The 15,728-nt window shown below is 70.4% G+C and carries 13 protein-coding genes, 1 tRNA gene and 1 other RNA gene; 7 read left to right on the top strand and 8 right to left on the bottom strand.

The features are described 5' to 3' along the window. The first annotated feature begins 28 nt into the window (after nucleotides 1-28). Together AC1MFI_RS03560 and AC1MFI_RS03555 are read left to right on the top strand one after the other, a co-directional pair. Entirely contained in the window at nucleotides 29-961 is a 933-nt protein-coding gene (locus AC1MFI_RS03560; protein WP_479819719.1) for an ABC transporter ATP-binding protein, read from the top strand. Then, the gene (locus AC1MFI_RS03555; RefSeq protein WP_479819717.1) at nucleotides 958-2,103 is read left to right on the top strand and encodes an ABC transporter permease; all 1,146 of its coding nucleotides are present in this window, start codon (nucleotides 958-960) and stop codon (nucleotides 2,101-2,103) included. Before AC1MFI_RS03560 ends, AC1MFI_RS03555 begins: the two co-directional genes overlap by 4 nt. A gap of 3 nt (nucleotides 2,104-2,106) precedes the next feature. On the opposite strand, the gene recR is transcribed toward AC1MFI_RS03555, so the two are convergent. From recR to AC1MFI_RS03530, 5 genes are all read right to left on the bottom strand, one after another. Beyond that, a complete protein-coding gene (gene recR / locus AC1MFI_RS03550; RefSeq protein WP_479819715.1) occupies nucleotides 2,107-2,703 on the bottom strand; it encodes a recombination mediator RecR in 597 nt (198 codons plus the stop codon). A 190-nt stretch (nucleotides 2,704-2,893) separates the two neighbouring features. Beyond that, a complete protein-coding gene (locus AC1MFI_RS03545; protein ID WP_479819713.1) occupies nucleotides 2,894-6,436 on the bottom strand; it encodes a DNA polymerase III subunit gamma and tau in 3,543 nt (1,180 codons plus the stop codon). Further along, on the bottom strand, nucleotides 6,433-7,386 hold the full coding sequence (gene gluQRS, locus AC1MFI_RS03540; protein ID WP_479819711.1) for a tRNA glutamyl-Q(34) synthetase GluQRS: 954 nt from the start codon (nucleotides 7,384-7,386) through the stop codon (nucleotides 6,433-6,435). The genes AC1MFI_RS03545 and gluQRS overlap by 4 nt, the downstream gene beginning before the upstream one ends. A 29-nt stretch (nucleotides 7,387-7,415) precedes the next feature. Further along, nucleotides 7,416-7,511: signal recognition particle sRNA small type (gene ffs / locus AC1MFI_RS03535), an RNA gene on the bottom strand. A 17-nt stretch (nucleotides 7,512-7,528) separates the two neighbouring features. Next, entirely contained in the window at nucleotides 7,529-9,034 is a 1,506-nt protein-coding gene (locus tag AC1MFI_RS03530; protein WP_479819710.1) for a glycosyltransferase family 39 protein, read from the bottom strand. Between the two features lie 140 nt (nucleotides 9,035-9,174). On the opposite strand from AC1MFI_RS03530, the gene AC1MFI_RS03525 reads away from it, so the two are divergent. Then, nucleotides 9,175-9,259 (top strand) — tRNA-Ser (locus tag AC1MFI_RS03525). 52 nt (nucleotides 9,260-9,311) lie between these two features. Here the strand turns inward: AC1MFI_RS03525 and AC1MFI_RS03520 are convergent. Continuing rightward, on the bottom strand, nucleotides 9,312-10,229 hold the full coding sequence (locus AC1MFI_RS03520) for an oxygenase MpaB family protein (protein ID WP_479819708.1): 918 nt from the start codon (nucleotides 10,227-10,229) through the stop codon (nucleotides 9,312-9,314). 196 nt (nucleotides 10,230-10,425) lie between these two features. Between AC1MFI_RS03520 and AC1MFI_RS03515 the strand changes: the two genes are divergently transcribed. Then, on the top strand, nucleotides 10,426-10,929 hold the full coding sequence (locus AC1MFI_RS03515; protein WP_479819706.1) for a glutathione peroxidase: 504 nt from the start codon (nucleotides 10,426-10,428) through the stop codon (nucleotides 10,927-10,929). A gap of 27 nt (nucleotides 10,930-10,956) precedes the next feature. On the opposite strand, the gene AC1MFI_RS03510 is transcribed toward AC1MFI_RS03515, so the two are convergent. Beyond that, nucleotides 10,957-11,877: a hypothetical protein gene (locus AC1MFI_RS03510; RefSeq protein WP_479819704.1), complete on the bottom strand. Its 921-nt coding sequence runs from the start codon at nucleotides 11,875-11,877 to the stop codon at nucleotides 10,957-10,959. A gap of 77 nt (nucleotides 11,878-11,954) precedes the next feature. Here AC1MFI_RS03510 and AC1MFI_RS03505 point away from each other — a divergent pair, with 77 nt between their 5' ends. The 3 genes from AC1MFI_RS03505 (at nucleotide 11,955) to AC1MFI_RS03495 (ending at nucleotide 14,005) form a co-directional block, all read left to right on the top strand. Further along, the gene (locus AC1MFI_RS03505; protein WP_479819702.1) at nucleotides 11,955-12,893 is read left to right on the top strand and encodes a ribokinase; all 939 of its coding nucleotides are present in this window, start codon (nucleotides 11,955-11,957) and stop codon (nucleotides 12,891-12,893) included. 121 nt (nucleotides 12,894-13,014) lie between these two features. Further along, nucleotides 13,015-13,314, top strand: coding sequence for a type II toxin-antitoxin system VapB family antitoxin (locus AC1MFI_RS03500; protein WP_400484238.1), 300 nt, complete (start codon nucleotides 13,015-13,017; stop codon nucleotides 13,312-13,314). Then, nucleotides 13,307-14,005 (top strand): LytR C-terminal domain-containing protein, encoded by a 699-nt coding sequence (locus AC1MFI_RS03495; protein ID WP_479819700.1) that lies wholly within the window; start codon nucleotides 13,307-13,309, stop codon nucleotides 14,003-14,005. The genes AC1MFI_RS03500 and AC1MFI_RS03495 overlap by 8 nt, the downstream gene beginning before the upstream one ends. 54 nt (nucleotides 14,006-14,059) lie before the next feature. Here the strand turns inward: AC1MFI_RS03495 and aceB are convergent, their stop codons facing one another. After that, the gene (gene aceB, locus AC1MFI_RS03490) at nucleotides 14,060-15,688 is read right to left on the bottom strand and encodes a malate synthase A (RefSeq protein ID WP_479819698.1); all 1,629 of its coding nucleotides are present in this window, start codon (nucleotides 15,686-15,688) and stop codon (nucleotides 14,060-14,062) included. Nucleotides 15,689-15,728: the final 40 nt, after the last annotated feature.

Below are 15,728 nucleotides of genomic sequence, written 5' to 3'. Positions count from 1 at the left end.
GCGCTCTGGCGTCGCATACCCTCGTAGCATGACCAACGAATTTGGGGGAATCGTTGTCGAGGGAGTTGCGCGGAGCTTCGGTTCCGTGCATGCGATCCGCGACATCGATTTCGAGGCTCCGCCCGGGGAAGTGACCGCTCTGATCGGTCCCAACGGCTCCGGCAAGACAACCCTGCTCTTGATCCTGGCGAGCCTCCTGGCTCCCGATCTCGGCACTGTGCGCGTGGCGGGGTTCGATCCCGTCACGCAGGCCGCCGAGGTGCGGAGCCGGGTCGGCTGGATGCCGGACACCCTCGGTGTGTGGGAATCCCTGACCGCGCTCGAAGTGCTGAAGACCCTCGGCGCCCTCTACGGGATGAGCGCGGCGGACAGTACCCGGCGTGCCGACGAGTTGCTGGTCGCCGTGAACCTCACGGAGTTCGGCAGGCAGCCGGCGCGCGTCCTCTCGCGCGGACAGCAGCAGCGGCTCAGCCTGGCCCGCGCGCTGATCCATGACCCACAGGTGCTGCTTCTGGACGAACCGGCCTCCGGACTCGACCCGGGATCCCGCGTGGAGCTCAGGGCCCTCCTGCGGTCCCTGGCCGCCCAGGGCAAGACCGTCGTCGTCTCGAGCCACGTCCTGTCCGAGCTCGACGAGATCGCGGACCGCGCCGTCTTCGTCAGCCGCGGGCAGTCGGTCAAGAGCCAGACGCTGGACGAGGCGGGCAGCCAGACGCGGCGCTACTACGTCCAGGCAGAACCGATGTCGGCGCTGGCCGCCGCCCTGCAGAGTTACGGAGTCCGGTTCGAGACGCGGGGAGACTCCCGCCGCGAGGAGTTCATCGTCCAGCTCGGCAGTACCGCGGAAGCCTCCTGGCTGCTGCGTACCCTGGTGACGGGCGACGTCGTCATCACCGCGTTCGCACCCGCCGGAGGTGCGCTCGAAGAGACCTACATGAGCCTGGATACGGACCGACTATGAGCACCGCGACAGAACCCTCGACTCCGCATCCCGTCCGGACCGCCACGGAACTGCCCTTCTGGTCCGCCGTCCGCACCGTCTTCGGCCTCGAGATGAAACAACGGCTGCGCGGCAGGGCCTGGTACTGGATGCTCGGCGTCTGGTTCGTGGTGATCGGCGCCATCTTCGTACTCGCCACCGGAGTGCTCGGGGCCACCGACAACGAGGGCGGCATCCTCTTCGACCTGATCGTCGGCTTCGTGCTGTTCTTCGGCCTGCTCGTGGCGCCCGGATTGTCCGCCAACGCCATCAACGGCGACCGCGCCGGCGGCACGCTCGCGATCCTGCAGGTGACGCTCCTGACGCCGGGACAGCTGCTGCTGGGCAAATGGCTCGCATCCTGGGTGGGATCGCTCGCCTTCCTCGTCCTCAGCAGCCCCTTCATCTTCTGGGCGCTGGCCCTCGGCGGAGTGGACGCGCAGGAGGCGCTGGTCTCCCTCCTGATGCTGGCCGTCGAACTGGGTGTCGTCTGCGCTCTCGGGGTCGGTGTCTCCGCGCTCGCCGGCCGGCCGCTGTTCTCGATCGTCAGCACCTACATGCTGGTGGCGCTGCTGGCGGTCGGCACCCTGATCGTCTTCGGGCTGAGCACCACCCTGGTGATGGAGGAGCGGACCACGACGACGTCGTACTACACCTACCCGGAGGGCAGCCTCGATAGCAGCGGCATCCCCGAGGAGGGGGCGGAGATGGAGTGCGTCACGCAGACGAGCCAGAGCATGATCCCGCGTACGGAGTACATCGCGTGGATGCTCGCCGCCAATCCGTTCGTGGTGGTCGCCGACGCCGTTCCCTACAGCGTCGAGGATCTTCCTGAACCCGGGACGACCGCCGACCCCTCCGCGTACGAGCCCAGCGGGCCCTACTACTCACCGGGCATCATGGAGACGATCAGCCAGGGGGTGCGGGCCGCCCAGGCCGGGCCCGACGTCGACCAGACCTGCGAGGAGTACGCGCAGGCCCTCCGGCCGCTCCCGCAGGAGAGTCCGATCTGGCCGCTGGGCCTCGGGGTCCAGGTGGTCCTGGCGGGCGTGCTCCTGCTGATCGGGCGCCGCAGGTTGACGATGCCGGCGAGGCGCCTCGCGCAGGGGACGCGCATCGCCTGAGGATCAGGACATGGCGCGGCGGCCCTCGAACGCGCGTCCGAGGGTCACCTCGTCGGCGTACTCGAGGTCGCCGCCCACCGGAAGACCCGAAGCGAGCCGCGTCACGGGTATGCCGATGGTCTTGAGCATGCGCACCAGGTAGGTGGCCGTCGCTTCGCCCTCGAGGTTGGGGTCTGTGGCGATGATGATCTCCTGGATCTTCTCGTCCGAGAGCCGGGACAGCAGCTCGCGGATGCGCAACTGGTCCGGGCCTATGCCCGCGATCGGATTGATCGCGCCTCCCAGGACGTGGTACCGCCCGCGGAAGGACCGCGTCCGCTCGACCGCGATCACGTCCTTGGATTCCTCGACCACGCAGATCATGGTCGGGTCGCGGCGCGGGTCACGGCAGATGGCGCACTGCTCCTGCTCGGCGACGTTGCCGCAGATGCTGCAGAACTTCACGCGTTCCTTGACGGTGGTGATGGCCGTGACGAGGCGCGACATGTCCTCGCCGTCGGCCTCGAGGATGTGGAACGCGAGGCGTTGGGCCGACTTCGGGCCTACCCCGGGCAGGCGTCCGAGCTCGTCGATCAGCTCCTGCACTGCGCCTTCGTACACGGTGATTCCTTATCTGCTGCTCATGACGGTCCCGGCGAGCTCGTCGCGGGAACCTGCTGTTGGCCCCTTCCTCGGTGGTGCCCGGGGGAGCCTCTTCCATTGTCCGCCCTGCCCGGCGGCGTGGCCCCCACCGGACGGCGCCAGGGTTACGCCCTCAGCGTTGCCGGGAGCGGAGCTTCCACCTGCGGCCCTACTGGCCGTCCACGCTGCGTTCCTCGACAAGGCGTCCGTTGAGGATGCGTTCGATGGCGGTGCGGCCCACGAGGCCGGATTCCTCGATGGTCTCGTCATCCGCACTGGGCTCGTCCTCGACGAAGCGCAGGTCCGCGGTGCCCCGAGCGGCGGCGGCCTCCTCGGCCCGCTTCCGTTCCGCTTCATCGAGCAGCTGCTGGTAACGGCTGACCGGCTTCTGCCGAACGTGCTCCGCGGACGCCGGGCGCTCCTCGGTGTCGGCGGTCCCCTGATCAGCGCCGGATGGCCGCGCGACGGAACCCCGTCCTCTGGTGGCCATGCCGACCGCCCCACCGGCCGTCATCGGACCAGGCGGTGCGGACGCCGGTGACACCTTCGTCGAGGCGGCGGTGCCCGCACCTGACTGTACGGCCGGACTCCAGACCACGGAGCGGGAGGGTGCCGGTTCGGTATCCGGCGTGCCGCTGGGCCGGACGATCGCCGGGCGTGGTGCTCCTGCGCCCTCCGGCGGCGAGGCGGCAGCGACCGGTCCGGGTTTGCGCGACCCATCGCTGTCCGCCTGGCGGGTCTCCTCGGAGGCGCGCGTCGGGGTCGGCGTCGGGGTGCTGCCCGGTCGTCCGGACCGGCTGCCCTGCGGCGCCTGTGCCGGTGCTGGTGCTGGTGCTGGTGCCTGTGCCTGTGCCTGTGCTCTGCGCTCGAAGGGATCCTCGGGCACGGAGCCCCAGCCCGGGCCGGGATCGAAAGCTTCCTCGGGCGGCTCGACGAGGGCCCAGGAGTCGTCGGACATGGACGGGTCCCATGCGCTGACGGCCTCGGACACCGACGGCTCGAGCTGCGCTGATGCGCGCGCCGCACCCCGAGGGGCGGCGGTCGGAGCGTCCCCGCGGGTCCTCCCCGAGCCACTGCCGGCGGTTCCCGGGTCCGGCTGCGCGTCGGTCCGCGCAGGCTGCCCGGCCGCACGGCCGGCGGCGTCGGACTCGAGCGAGGCGGCCGTCGACGAGGCGGGCGAACCAGGGGCAGCATCGGCTGAGCCGGACGCGCGGGGCGCAGTGGCTGATGCCGGTGAACCGGTCGCATCAGAGGTGCTGGGCGCGTTGGGGGTGCGGGCGGTGTCGGGAGTGCCAGGCGCGCGGGGCGGAGTGGCCGACGCCGGCACCCGAGATGCGCCGGGCGCGCTCGCGGCTGCCGCTGCGTTACTGTCCTCACCCGCACGGGGGGCGGGAGCTAGGTTCCTGTCGGCGCCGGAGGCATTCCTGTCCCCGACCTCCGAACCAGCCTCGGCGGCCGGACCGGAGTGCCCACTGCGCATTCCGCCGACGGGAGGCTGAGCGGTCCCGGGCGACGTCTGCCGTGCCCCGCGTGGATCAGCGGATGGCGCGGGGGAAACCGGGCCCGGGTTACTCCCCGTGGCCGCCTGGCCGGCCGGTACTTTTGGGCCCGACTCACCCGACCCGCCGGCGTCATGGACTGCCTCGATGGAACAGGTGAGGCCGAGTACCTTGTGGATGGCCTGCTTCACGTTGTCCATATGGGGCCCACGCTGGAATCCGATGGCGTTTCCCTGGTTCGCGAAAGCGAGGACCAACTGGTTGCCCTCGAAGGAACGGGGCTTCGCGGCGACGTTGACGATCAACCAGGTAGCGCGCTTGATCCGCGCCACCTCGTCCATGATCTCGGGCCACGCACGGCGCACCATCTCGACGTTGCCACCGGACGCGGCGGGCCGTGCCTGATGACCCGATTCGGGTCGGGGAGCATCCTGCCGCGGCTGCTCCGGACTGGCCTGGGCCGGATCGCCTTGGGCCGGACCGCCCTGCCCGCGGGCCGCGCCTGCCTGCGGCCCGGGAGACGCCGCGGGCTGTCCTGCCTGGCGGGAAGACGGCGCTGATTCACCGGTCGCAGCCGGCGAGGCAGCTGCCGGGCCGACCTGCGCCGGGCGGTTGCCGACGGTTTCCCCCTGCGGGTTCACCTGCGCGTCGGCTACGGGCGAGTCCTGTCCTGCGGTCGTGGCGGCATCCGGCCCGGGCTGACCGGTGGCAGGCGCGGGACCGGCCGCTGCCGGGCCTTTCGGCCGCGCGTCGGCTGCGTCGGAGAATGCCGACGTGTTGGACACGCCCCAGCTGCCGCCCCAATCCGGAGACGAATCGGCGGTGGGGGTTCCGGCCGGTCGCTCGACCCGCGCTGCGGCAGGGACTGCGGGCGCGTGGGTGCCGGGGGCAGCACCCTGTGCCGTTGCAGGATCCGCGGGAGCCGCCCTGTCCGCAGCGGGGAGGGACCAGCGGGCGGCTGCTTCCTCGGCGGTCCGGGGAACGCCGTCGAGCCTGGGACGCGCCGGCGGCCTGGGCGCTTCGTCCGCCTCGACCGCAGGTGTGCCGGCGGCGTATTCGAGGCGGCGCTCGATGCGGTCCACCCGCGCGAGGGTGCCGCGTGCAGTCGCGTCGGCCGCCGGGAGCAGGAGCCGGGCACACAGCAGTTCGAGGTGCAGGCGCGGGGATGTCGCCCCGGTCATCTCGGTCAGCGCCGAGTTGGTGACGTCCGCCGCCCGGGACAGCTCCCCGGCACCGAGCTGGCCCGCCTGGGTGCGCATGCGGTTGAGCTGATCGTCCGGGACACCGCGAAGGATCGATGCAGCGCCCTCGGGGACGGCATTGATGACGATCAGGTCCCGGAACCGTTCGAGGAGGTCCTCGACGAAGCGGCGGGGGTCGTGGCCGGTCTGGATCACGCGGTCCACGGCGTTGAAGACGGTTGCGGCATCACCCGCGGCCACGGAGTCGACGACGTCGTCGAGGAGGGTGGCATGCGTGTAGCCGAGGAGTGAGACCGCGAGCTCGTAGTCGAGCCCGTTCTCGCCGGCGCCGGCCATCAGCTGGTCCAGCACGGAGAGCGAATCGCGGACGGAGCCACCGCCGGCCCGGATCACGAGCGAGAGCACACCCGGTGCCACCGGCACGTTCTCCTGGCGGCACAGCAGTTCGAGGTACGCCATCAGCGGTTCCGGCGGAACGAGCCGGAAGGGGTAGTGGTGCGTGCGCGAGCGGATGGTGCCGATGACCTTGTCCGGCTCGGTGGTCGCGAAGATGAAGAGGATATGCTCCGGCGGCTCCTCCACGATCTTCAGGAGCGCGTTGAAGCCCGCGGACGTGACCATGTGGGCCTCGTCGATGATGAAGATCTTGAAGCGGTCCCGGACCGGCGCGAAGGTCGCACGCTCACGGAGGTCGCGCGCGTCGTCCACGCCGCCGTGGCTGGCGGCGTCGATCTCGATGACGTCGAGGCTGCCCGAGCCGTTGCGTGCCAGTTCCACGCAGCTGTCACACGTACCGCAGGGAGTGGACGTGGGGCCCTGCGCGCAGTTGAGGCAGCGGGCGAGGATGCGGGCGGAGGTGGTCTTGCCGCAGCCGCGCGGCCCGGAGAACAGGTAGGCGTGGTTGATGCGGTCCTTGTCGATGGCCGCCATCAGGGGTTCGGTGACATGCTCCTGGCCGATGACGTCCGCGAAGGTCTCAGGACGATAGCGGCGGTAGAGGGCTGTACTCACGGAGAAACCTTATCGGTTGGCGCTGACGGTTTACATGCCGGGGCGGCGGAGGTGGAGAACAGGGCCGGCGGGTCCACGACCCAGGGTTTCCGTGGCAGCGTGCCGGGGTCGAAGGCTGCGAGGGCGGACCCGAGCGGGCCGCCGGGAAGCCCGAGGGAGGCCAGGATGACGTCCAGCACCTCGGCCGGTGTCCGGCCCAGCCGGCCAAGGTCCTCCAGTGTCACAGCGCCGTTCCGTTTTGCCAAGCGGCGCCCCTCGGCCGTCACGGCGAGGGGCACGTGGGCATACGCGGGGACGGGAAGCCCGAGCAGTGTGGCGAGGTAGGCCTGCCGGGGGGCGGAATCGAGCAGATCGGCCCCCCGCACCACCTGGTCGATGCCCTGGGCGGCGTCGTCGAGCACCACCGCGAGGTTGTAGGCGATCACGCCGTCGTTCCTGCGCAGGACGAAGTCGTCGACCGGGGCGGTGAACGGCCCGGCCAGCAGGTCCTCCACGCTCCAGGTGTCCACGGCGGACCTCAGGCGCAGCGCCGGCCGGCGCTCCAGGCGCCGTCGCGCCCGCTCGCCCTCGCTGAGCTCCCGGCACGTGCCGGGGTAGAAGCCGGGCCGGCCGTGGGGCGCGCTCGCGGCGTCGCGGACATCCCGGCGCGTGCAGAAGCACTCGTAGGCCAGCCCGTGTTCGAGCAGCCGTGCGAGCGACTGCTCGTAGCGTCCGGACTGCTCGCTCTGGCGGATGACGGGGGAGTCGGAGGTGATTCCGAGTGCGGCCAGTTCCGCGAGCTGCTCGCCTTCGGCGCCGGCGCGGACGCGGTCCAGGTCCTCGACCCGGATCAGGAAACGCCGTCCGGTGGACCGGGCGAACAGCCAGGCGAGGACGGCGGTGCGGAGGTTGCCGAGGTGCAGCTGCCCGGAGGGGCTGGGAGCAAAGCGTCCGGCGCCCTGAACTGCCACCGTCCGACCTCCCGCTGACTCGCCCTTAAAGTGAAGACCCCCCATGCACCTGCCAGAGCCCGCTTACCCTTGCTACCTTCCGGTCCTGGGGGAGTTCACAGGATGACACCACATGAGGGGCCGGGAAAGAGTCTACAGGCTCTCAATCGAAGTGCTGAAATGCGGGCCAGGTCTCATGCCAGGGCTCGAGGGGATCAGTGCACACCAGGATCGGCTGGTCCTGCTCCTCATTGTCCACGTCCACGCCGTTGTCGAGCGTGCCGGCGAGTCGACAGTCCCTGAACAGGCGGGAGACCCGCTCCGCCTGCCCGCCCACGATGATGGCCGTCGTCGATCCCTCGGGTGGCTGCGCAACGAAGTAGAGCTCGTTGTGCCCGCTGTACGGCTGCGGCAGACCGAGGTCCGGGCCGTACCGTGCCACGGCCCCCGCTTCACCGTAGTTGCTCGTGATGATGACGGTTCCCGGCTTCTCCGCCCTGTGGACCTCCGAGATCTGCTCCACGTAGCGGGGCCAGCCGATCTGGTCCCCGGACAGCTGATTGATGTCCGGTACGGGGCTGTCCCCGAGGGCCCGCTCGGGGAGGACGGGCAGGGCGATCACCGCAGAGATCGCCGCGCTGGCAACGAGACCGAGCACCATCACGCGGCGCCATGCGGTGCGCTTCGCCAGGAACGCCGCGGTCGGGACGCACCCGGCAGCGAAGAGGATCGCCAGCAGACCGAACGGATAGTAGATCTGGGACCCGGCGGCGAAGGACAGCAGGAGGAGCACAGGGAAAGCGGCGGCCAGGAATCGGACGGGGCGCCACGACGGGCGGCGGGCGAGGGACAGCCACCCGGCGATCCATACCGGCACCTGCGGCGGCCCGAGGAGCACCAGGAGGAACAGCCACATGGCCACGCGGACCTCCCCGGCGTTGTTCCCGGACAGGGCCGCACCCATCCCGATCTGCGGCCAGCCGTGCAGGGCCTGGTACAGCAGATTGGGAGCACCGACCAGCAGGGCCAGCCCGGCGGATGCAAGGACTGCCCGTGACCACAGGACCCTGCGTGGACCCAGGATGAGAACGCCCACGGTGAACGACACCAGGAGTCCGGCGATCAGGAGCTTGTTGAACATGCTCAGGCCGACAACCGCGCCTGCCGCATACCACCACCGGTCCTGGTTCCGCAGCAACGCACGCATCACGAACAGGCCGACCGCCGGCCAGACCAGGAGATCCAGGGAAGCGGTGAGCATGACGTGGCCCAGCAGCAGCGGCGTGGATGCCGTCGCGTACGCCCAGGCCGCGAGTGCCTGGGCGTAGCGGTCACCGCCGAGTTCGCGGGTGATGAGTGCGATGACAGGCACGGACCCTGCCGCCGCGAGAACGGCCGGGATACGGATCGCCCATGGCTCGTCCGCGATGGCGCTGATCGCCTGCACCAGCAGGGGAGTCAGGGGCGGCTGATCCACATAGCCCCAGGCGGGATCGAGCAGGCGGAAGTACAGTTCGTCGCGGTGGTAGCCGTACCTTCCGCTGGTCAGCGCGAGGACGACGGCGAGGGCGACCGCGGCGGACAGGACCGCGGCGTAGGCGAACTCCGGTCGTCTCGGCCCCACATCGGCCGCGGCGAGCGCGGCCGGCGAGGGGCTGCTACCCGCCACAGTGCTGCTCGATCATGCTCCGAGTATGGGGGAGGGCCGCGGCCTCACCAAGGTGTCCGGCGAAAGCGTCGGCTCCGGTCGGGAGGGCACGATTCGGCAGGATCCGCTTGTATGGGTATTCTGGTATCTGCTCCAAATAAGGAGGATTCGCCTAGCGGCCTATGGCGCACGCCTGGAACGCGTGTTGGGTTCACGCCCTCGGGGGTTCAAATCCCCCATCCTCCGCCTTGTTGCTCGAAACAGCAGGACCCCGGCCCACCGGCCGGGGTCCTGCTGTTTAAGCCGCCGAGGGGTCGGCCGCCCCGCTGAGGCGGCGGATGCGGTTCTTCGCGGCGGTCTCGGCGGGCCCCTGGGGCCCGAGCCCGAGCCGGATGACTCCGAGGACGAGCCGCACCGCCGTCCGGATGGGCAGGGGGACCGGGCCGAGGGACGGCGTCCGGAGCCCGAGCATCTCGCGGTGCCTCGGCTCGAGGGTGGCTACCGCCCCGGCGAACAGCACCCGGTAGCCGAGGCGCTGGGACCTCGGCAGCGGGGGACGGCGGATGTAGGTCAGCGCCTCCTGCACCTGGTCGCTGTCGGTGAGTTCACCGTCGAACGCTGCGAGCTGCGCCTTCAGCTCGGCTTCGGACCGCGGCGGGTCCTCGAGTCCCATCAGTTCCCCGGCAGCAGCCCACTCGGCGACGTACTGGTCGGCTCCGCCCGGGATGGGGCCGCCATAGGCTGCATGGGCGGCGACGAAGGCGTCCGTGAACGCCAGGTGCACCCAGCGGATCAGGTCCGGATCCGCCGCCGAGTAGGGCCGCTCGGCGCCCCGGCTGTCGATGTACGTGCCGTTGACCCTGGTGTGGAGCCGCTGCACGAACGCGGAGCCCTCCTGGGCGGCGGTCTTCGAGCCGTACGTGACGGTGAAGATCCAGCGGATCGTGTTCGCCAGGCGTCCGAGCGGTTCTTCGCGGAAGCTCGAGTGGGCGTGCACGCCTGCCATGGCTCCCGGATGCAGCGCCTGGAGCAGCAGGGCGCGGATGCCCGCGACGGTGGGCGTGATCGAGCTGTGGACCGTCCACACCGCCGAGCCGACCGGGAAGTAGCCGAGGTCGTCGCCCTTCTCGAACTCGAACTGCCACTGCGGGATGGTGGGATCGCCGTCCGTGAACGTGGTCCGGAGCTGCGTCTTCCACGTGTCGATCAATCCCATGCGACGACCTATCCTGTTGGTGACCTTCGCGGCCGACCCGGGATGTGCCCGGGCGGCCGGTGCGCGGCCTTCCCGGCCGCCGTTCCTTCCAACGCATCCGCGGGCCCGTTTGCTCCTGGCCGCTCCCGGACGTGGAGCCATCCGGGCAGCCACGCAGCACGAAGCAGGAGCAGAACCCATCCACAAAGGAGCAGCCATGTCCTCGCCCAGCCTGTACGGGATCGACCTCACGATGAACGACGGGAGCCGGAAGTCCTTCGGCGACTTCCGCGGCCGGCCCGTCCTGGTGGTGAACGTGGCGTCGAAATGCGGGTTCACGCCCCAGTACGCGGGCCTCGAGAAGCTCTACGGCAGGTACGCCGAGGAGGGCCTCGTGGTCCTCGGGATGCCGTGCAACCAGTTCCTGGGACAGGAACCGGGAAGCGACGGCGAGATCGCCGAGTTCTGCTCCACCACCTTCGGCGTGACCTTCCCGCTCATGTCCAAGGGAGACGTCCGCGGCACGGACCAGCATCCGCTCTACGGGCAGCTGACGCAGTTCAGGAACGGCGTCCTGCCCGGGCTCGTGAAGTGGAATTTCGAGAAGTTCCTCGTGAACCGCGAGGGCGACGTCGTCGCGCGCTTCGCTCCCACCGTGGAGCCGGACGCCCCCGAGGTCGTCGCCGCGATCGAGGATGCCCTGGCGCGTCCCGCAGCCTGAGTGCGGCGACCGCTCCCCGGCCCGACCTCAGCCCAGTGACGCGACGCAGCGTGCGAGGAAGGCGGCTCCTGCCTCCTCGTGGATGAGCGAGCCCTCCGTGATGACCTCGTACGGCTTCGCGGGGACGCCGTCGGCGGGCCGCACGTCGACGTGCGCGACGTCGAAGCCCTGCTCGTGCAGGTAGTCGGCCATGGCGTAGTCCGTCCGGGAGTCCCCCACGGTCCGCCACGTGCGGGGGATCCCCATGAAGGGTGCCACGAGTGTGAGGGCCCGCTCGGCGCCGAGGTCCTTGCCGACACGCACCGATTCGATGTCGGTGGAGATGATGGTCGGGTCCACCCGGTACTCGATGTCCCCCTGGCTGTCCGGTTCCTCGCGGTCGAGCCGGCAGGCACCCATGTCATGGCTGTGCATGATGTCGAGGGCGTCGTTGTCGAAGGAGCGCTGCGCGTCGAGGTAGTCGGCGTTCGTCGCATCGAGGGACTGCTCCACGGAGACCATCGACAGCTTCGTCTCGTCGAAGAACATCACGTCCGAGTACTGCTCCTCCACGAGGTCCCGCACGTCGTCGGCGAAGCTCGCCGGCAGGGCGAGGTCCCGGTCCATGAACACCTCGCCGGCGCCGTCGGCGGTGAACGAGAACCAGGTGGCGCCCTTCTCGCAGACGGCGTGGAACGTGATCCCGGCAGGTAGGCCGGCGGCGATCATCGGCTCCATGACCTGCTGCCGGATGAAGGCGTCCGATCGGCCGGTGTTGAACACCACGGGCCAGCCGGCGGACGCGAGCGTGAGCAGGTCGGCGATGATCCCGGCCGGAACCGAGCGGGTGACAGGGCTCGCGACCGGGCCGTCGACGTCGAGCAGGAGCCCCTGGGCGGGGTTCCCCTGGTGTGTCGCGGGAGCGGCGGGGGCATCGGGCAGGAGGTCGATCGGGGCGTCCGTAGGCATGGTCCCATTATGTTCCCGAGCCGCACGGTCCTTCCATTCGGGAGGTGCCGGGGCGCCGTCCGTGAAACACTCGCGGGATGAATCCAGGGTCGCCGGGCATCGTCGTCGTCGGGTCCATCAACGCGGACCTCGTGGTCACCCTCGAACGGCACCCGCAACCGGGCGAGACCGTACTGGGCCGATCGATGACGGTCCTGCCGGGCGGCAAGGGAGCCAACCAGGCCGTCGCAGCGGCGCTGCTCGGTGCCGAGGTGGCGATGGTCGGTGCCGTGGGCTCCGATGCCCATGCCGACGTCGCGCTCTCCGACCTTGCCGCTGCGGGCGCGGACCTGCGGGCGGTCCGGCGGACCGACGGCGGCACGGGCGTGGCCGTCGTCCAGGTGTCCGACGACGGGGAGAACTCCATCGTGGTGCTGCCGGGCGCGAACGCCGAGGTGTCGGCCGGGCTCGTCGCCGCCTCGGCGGACGTCATCCGGGACGCGGCAGTCGTCGTCGTGCAGGGTGAGCTGCCCGCGGAGGCGACCGAGGCGGCGGTGCGCCTGGCTGCCGGGCGGGTGATCATCAATCTCGCGCCCGTGATCGGCCTCGACCGCGCGATGCTGCTGCGCGCAGACCCGCTCGTCGTCAACGAACACGAGGGCGCCCTGGTCCTCGCGCATCTCGGAGGTGACGCGGTGTCCGGGCACGAGGCCGTCGTCCGGAGCCTCCTCGCGTGTGGATTCGCGTCCGTGGTGATGACCCTCGGCGGCTCCGGCGCCCTGGTGTCCGACGGCGGCCCCGTCCGGGCCGTGCCCGCGCCGCGCGTCCCGACGGTGGACACGACCGGTGCCGGGGATGCCTTCGTCGGTGCGCTCGCCGCGGGACTGTCCGCGGGCACGCCCCTCGACGACGCCGTCCGATTCGCTGTCCGCGTCGGCTCCTACGCGGTCCAGGGCGCCGGCGCCCAGCCCTCCTATCCGTCGCTCGGCGACGAGCTCCCTGCGCTGCCGCCGCACCAGCAGGACGCCGGTACATGAAGCGGATTCCCGGGCCTTCCCGCCCGCGGCAGGGGCAGGAAGGGGTAACCATTGGGCCACGAGATGACGGCCGCGGTGCCGCCACGTTCCATTGGCCCGGGCAATTACCTAGGCTGTACCAGTGATCTTCAAAGCAGTAAGTGACGGCCGGCCGTACCCGGACCACGGACATGTGACCCCCAAGGACTGGGCGGAAGTGGCTCCCCGGCAGGTGCGGCTCGATGAACTGGTGACCACCAAGACCACCCTCGACCTCGAAGCGCTGCTCGCCGAGGACTCGACGTTCTTCGGTGATCTCTTCCCGCACGTGGTGCAGTGGAACGACGTCATGTACCTCGAGGACGGCCTGCACCGTGCGGTCCGGACCGCGCTGCACCAGCGGACGATCCTGCATGCGAGAGTCCTCGTGCTCAATGACTGAGCACGGCTCGTCGCGCGAGCAGCGGGCGCAGGCGAGGCGTGATCCCACCGAGTGGCACGGCCACCGCATCATCACCGAGACGGACCTCGGTGCCGTCTTCGCGGAGGACGACGACACACGCCGGCACCGCGCCTCCCTGCGCAGGATCCGCCACGGGGTGGTTCTCGTCCTGCTCGTCGCGCTCCTGGCCGCCGCCGTGTACGTGGCCCTCGGGATCACGCGCGGCGACATCAGCATCGGAGCCTCCGACGCGGCTCCGGCTCCGGCTCCGGGCCCGACGTCGACCTGTCCGGCCGGCCCGTTCGACTACCAGGACCCGAGCGCCGTCACCGTCAACGTGTACAACAGCACGAGCATCGACGGCCTCGCCGGCATCGCGGCGGAGCAGCTGCGGGGCCGCGCCTTCGCCGTCCGCGACATCGGGAACCGCGAGGTCGGCCCCACCGGTATGACCGCGATCGTCGTCTCCGGGGAGGGCGGACGCGCCAACGCCTTCACGGTGCAGCGCACCATCCCGGACTCGGTCTATGTCGCCGATGAGCGTGAGGACAGGACGGTCGACGTCATCCTCGGGTCCACCTACGCCGGCATCATCCCCCCGGAAGGGGTGGACATCACGCCCGCGGGTCTCAGGTGTGCACCGGAGGAAGGTTCCACGCCGGCACCCACCCCGGCGCCCACCGCCCCCTAGCCCGCCCGCCGGCGGGAGGGACGACCCCGCACGCCGTCCCTCCCGCCGGCTCCGCTACGCCGCGACCGGCGTCCGGCCCTCCCGGAGGTATTTCGAGTAGGCGGTGACGGTCAGGAACGCCGGAAACTCCTCGCCGAGCGCCACCTCCTCGAAGACCTCGCGGGCCTCGTCGAAGAAATCGCCGTCGAACCGGGCGAGCGCGTCGAATTCCTCGTCCAGCAGGGCGGTGACCCACTCGCGCGTGATGACGTCGCCGTCCTCCGTGATGGCGCTCGTGTAGATCCACTGCCAGACCTGCGACCGCGAGATCTCGGCGGTCGCGGCATCCTCCATCAGGTTGTTGATGGCGGCGGCTCCGCTGCCCCGCAGCCAGGACTCGATGTACCGGACGCCGATCTCGAGGTTCTCCCGGACGCCCCGTTCCGTGATGGTGCCGGGTGTCGCCGCGACGTCGAGCAGGGACCTGTCGTCCGGCTGGACGTCGTCGCGCATCCGGTCGAGCTGGTTCGGGCGGTCGCCGAGCGCCGCGTCGAAGACCTCCATCGCCACGGGTACGAGGTCGGGGTGGGCCACCCATGAGCCGTCGAAGCCGTCGCCGGCCTCGCGGGACTTGTCCGCACGGACCTTCTCGAAGGCCAGCGTGTTGGCCTGCTCGTCCCGCCGGTTCGGGATGAATGCCGCCATCCCGCCGATCGCGTGTGCCCCCCGCCGATGGCACGCGCGGACGAGCTGTTCGGTGTAGGCGCGCATGAACGGTGCCGTCATCGTCACGGCGTTGCGGTCGGGCAGGACGAAGCGCGGCCCGCGGGTGCGGAAGTTCTTGATGACCGAGAAGATGTAGTCCCAGCGGCCGGCGTTCAGGCCCGCCGCGTGGTCCCGCAGTTCGTAGAGGATCTCCTCCATCTCGAAGGCCGCCGTGATGGTCTCGATCAGCACCGTGGCGCGGATGGTGCCCTGCGGGATGCCCAGCAGCTGTTGTGCCTGGACGAAGATGTCGTTCCAGAGCCGGGCCTCGAGGTGGTTCTCGATCTTCGGGAGGTAGAAGTACGGGCCCCGGCCCTGCTCCATCAGCGTGCGGGCATTGTGGAAGAAGTAGAGGGCGAAGTCGAACAGGCCGCCCGCGACCGCGACGTCCTGGATGAGCACGTGCTTCTCGGCCAGGTGCCAGCCCCGGGGCCGCACCACGATCGTCGGCAGGTTCTCGGGGGAGCCCGTCACCCTGTACTCCCTGCCCTCCGGCGAGGTGAAGCCGATGCGGCCCGCGAGCGCGTCCTTCAGGTTCAGCTGCCCGTTGATCACGTTGGCCCACGACGGCGTGGACGAATCCTCCATGTCCGCGAGCCAGACCTTCGCTCCCGAGTTGAGCGCGTTGATGGTCATCTTGCGGTCCACCGGGCCGGTGATCTCGACGCGGCGGTCCTCGAGCCCCGGCGCCGTCGGTGCAACCCGCCATGACGCATCCTCCCGGATGTGGCGTGTCTCGGGGAGGAAATGCGGGTCGATGCCCGACGCGACGGACTTCCGCTGGAGGCAACGGTGGCGGAGGAGCTCCTCGCGCCGCTTGTGCGTGGCCTTGTGCAGCGCCTTGACGAAGTCGAGCGCCTCCCGGGTGAGGATCTCGCCCTGTCGCTGCACGGGTGGAGCGTTGAGGGTGATGCGATTCAGGGTGTACGGGTCGTTCATGGTGTGCTCCTGGGGTGTGAGGGCCGCGAGAGGGCAGGGA

The organism is Arthrobacter sp. BC5, from assembly GCF_056680255.1.
The sequence above is the reverse complement of the archived record's forward strand: the minus strand, read 5'-3'. Positions and strand labels throughout refer to the sequence as shown.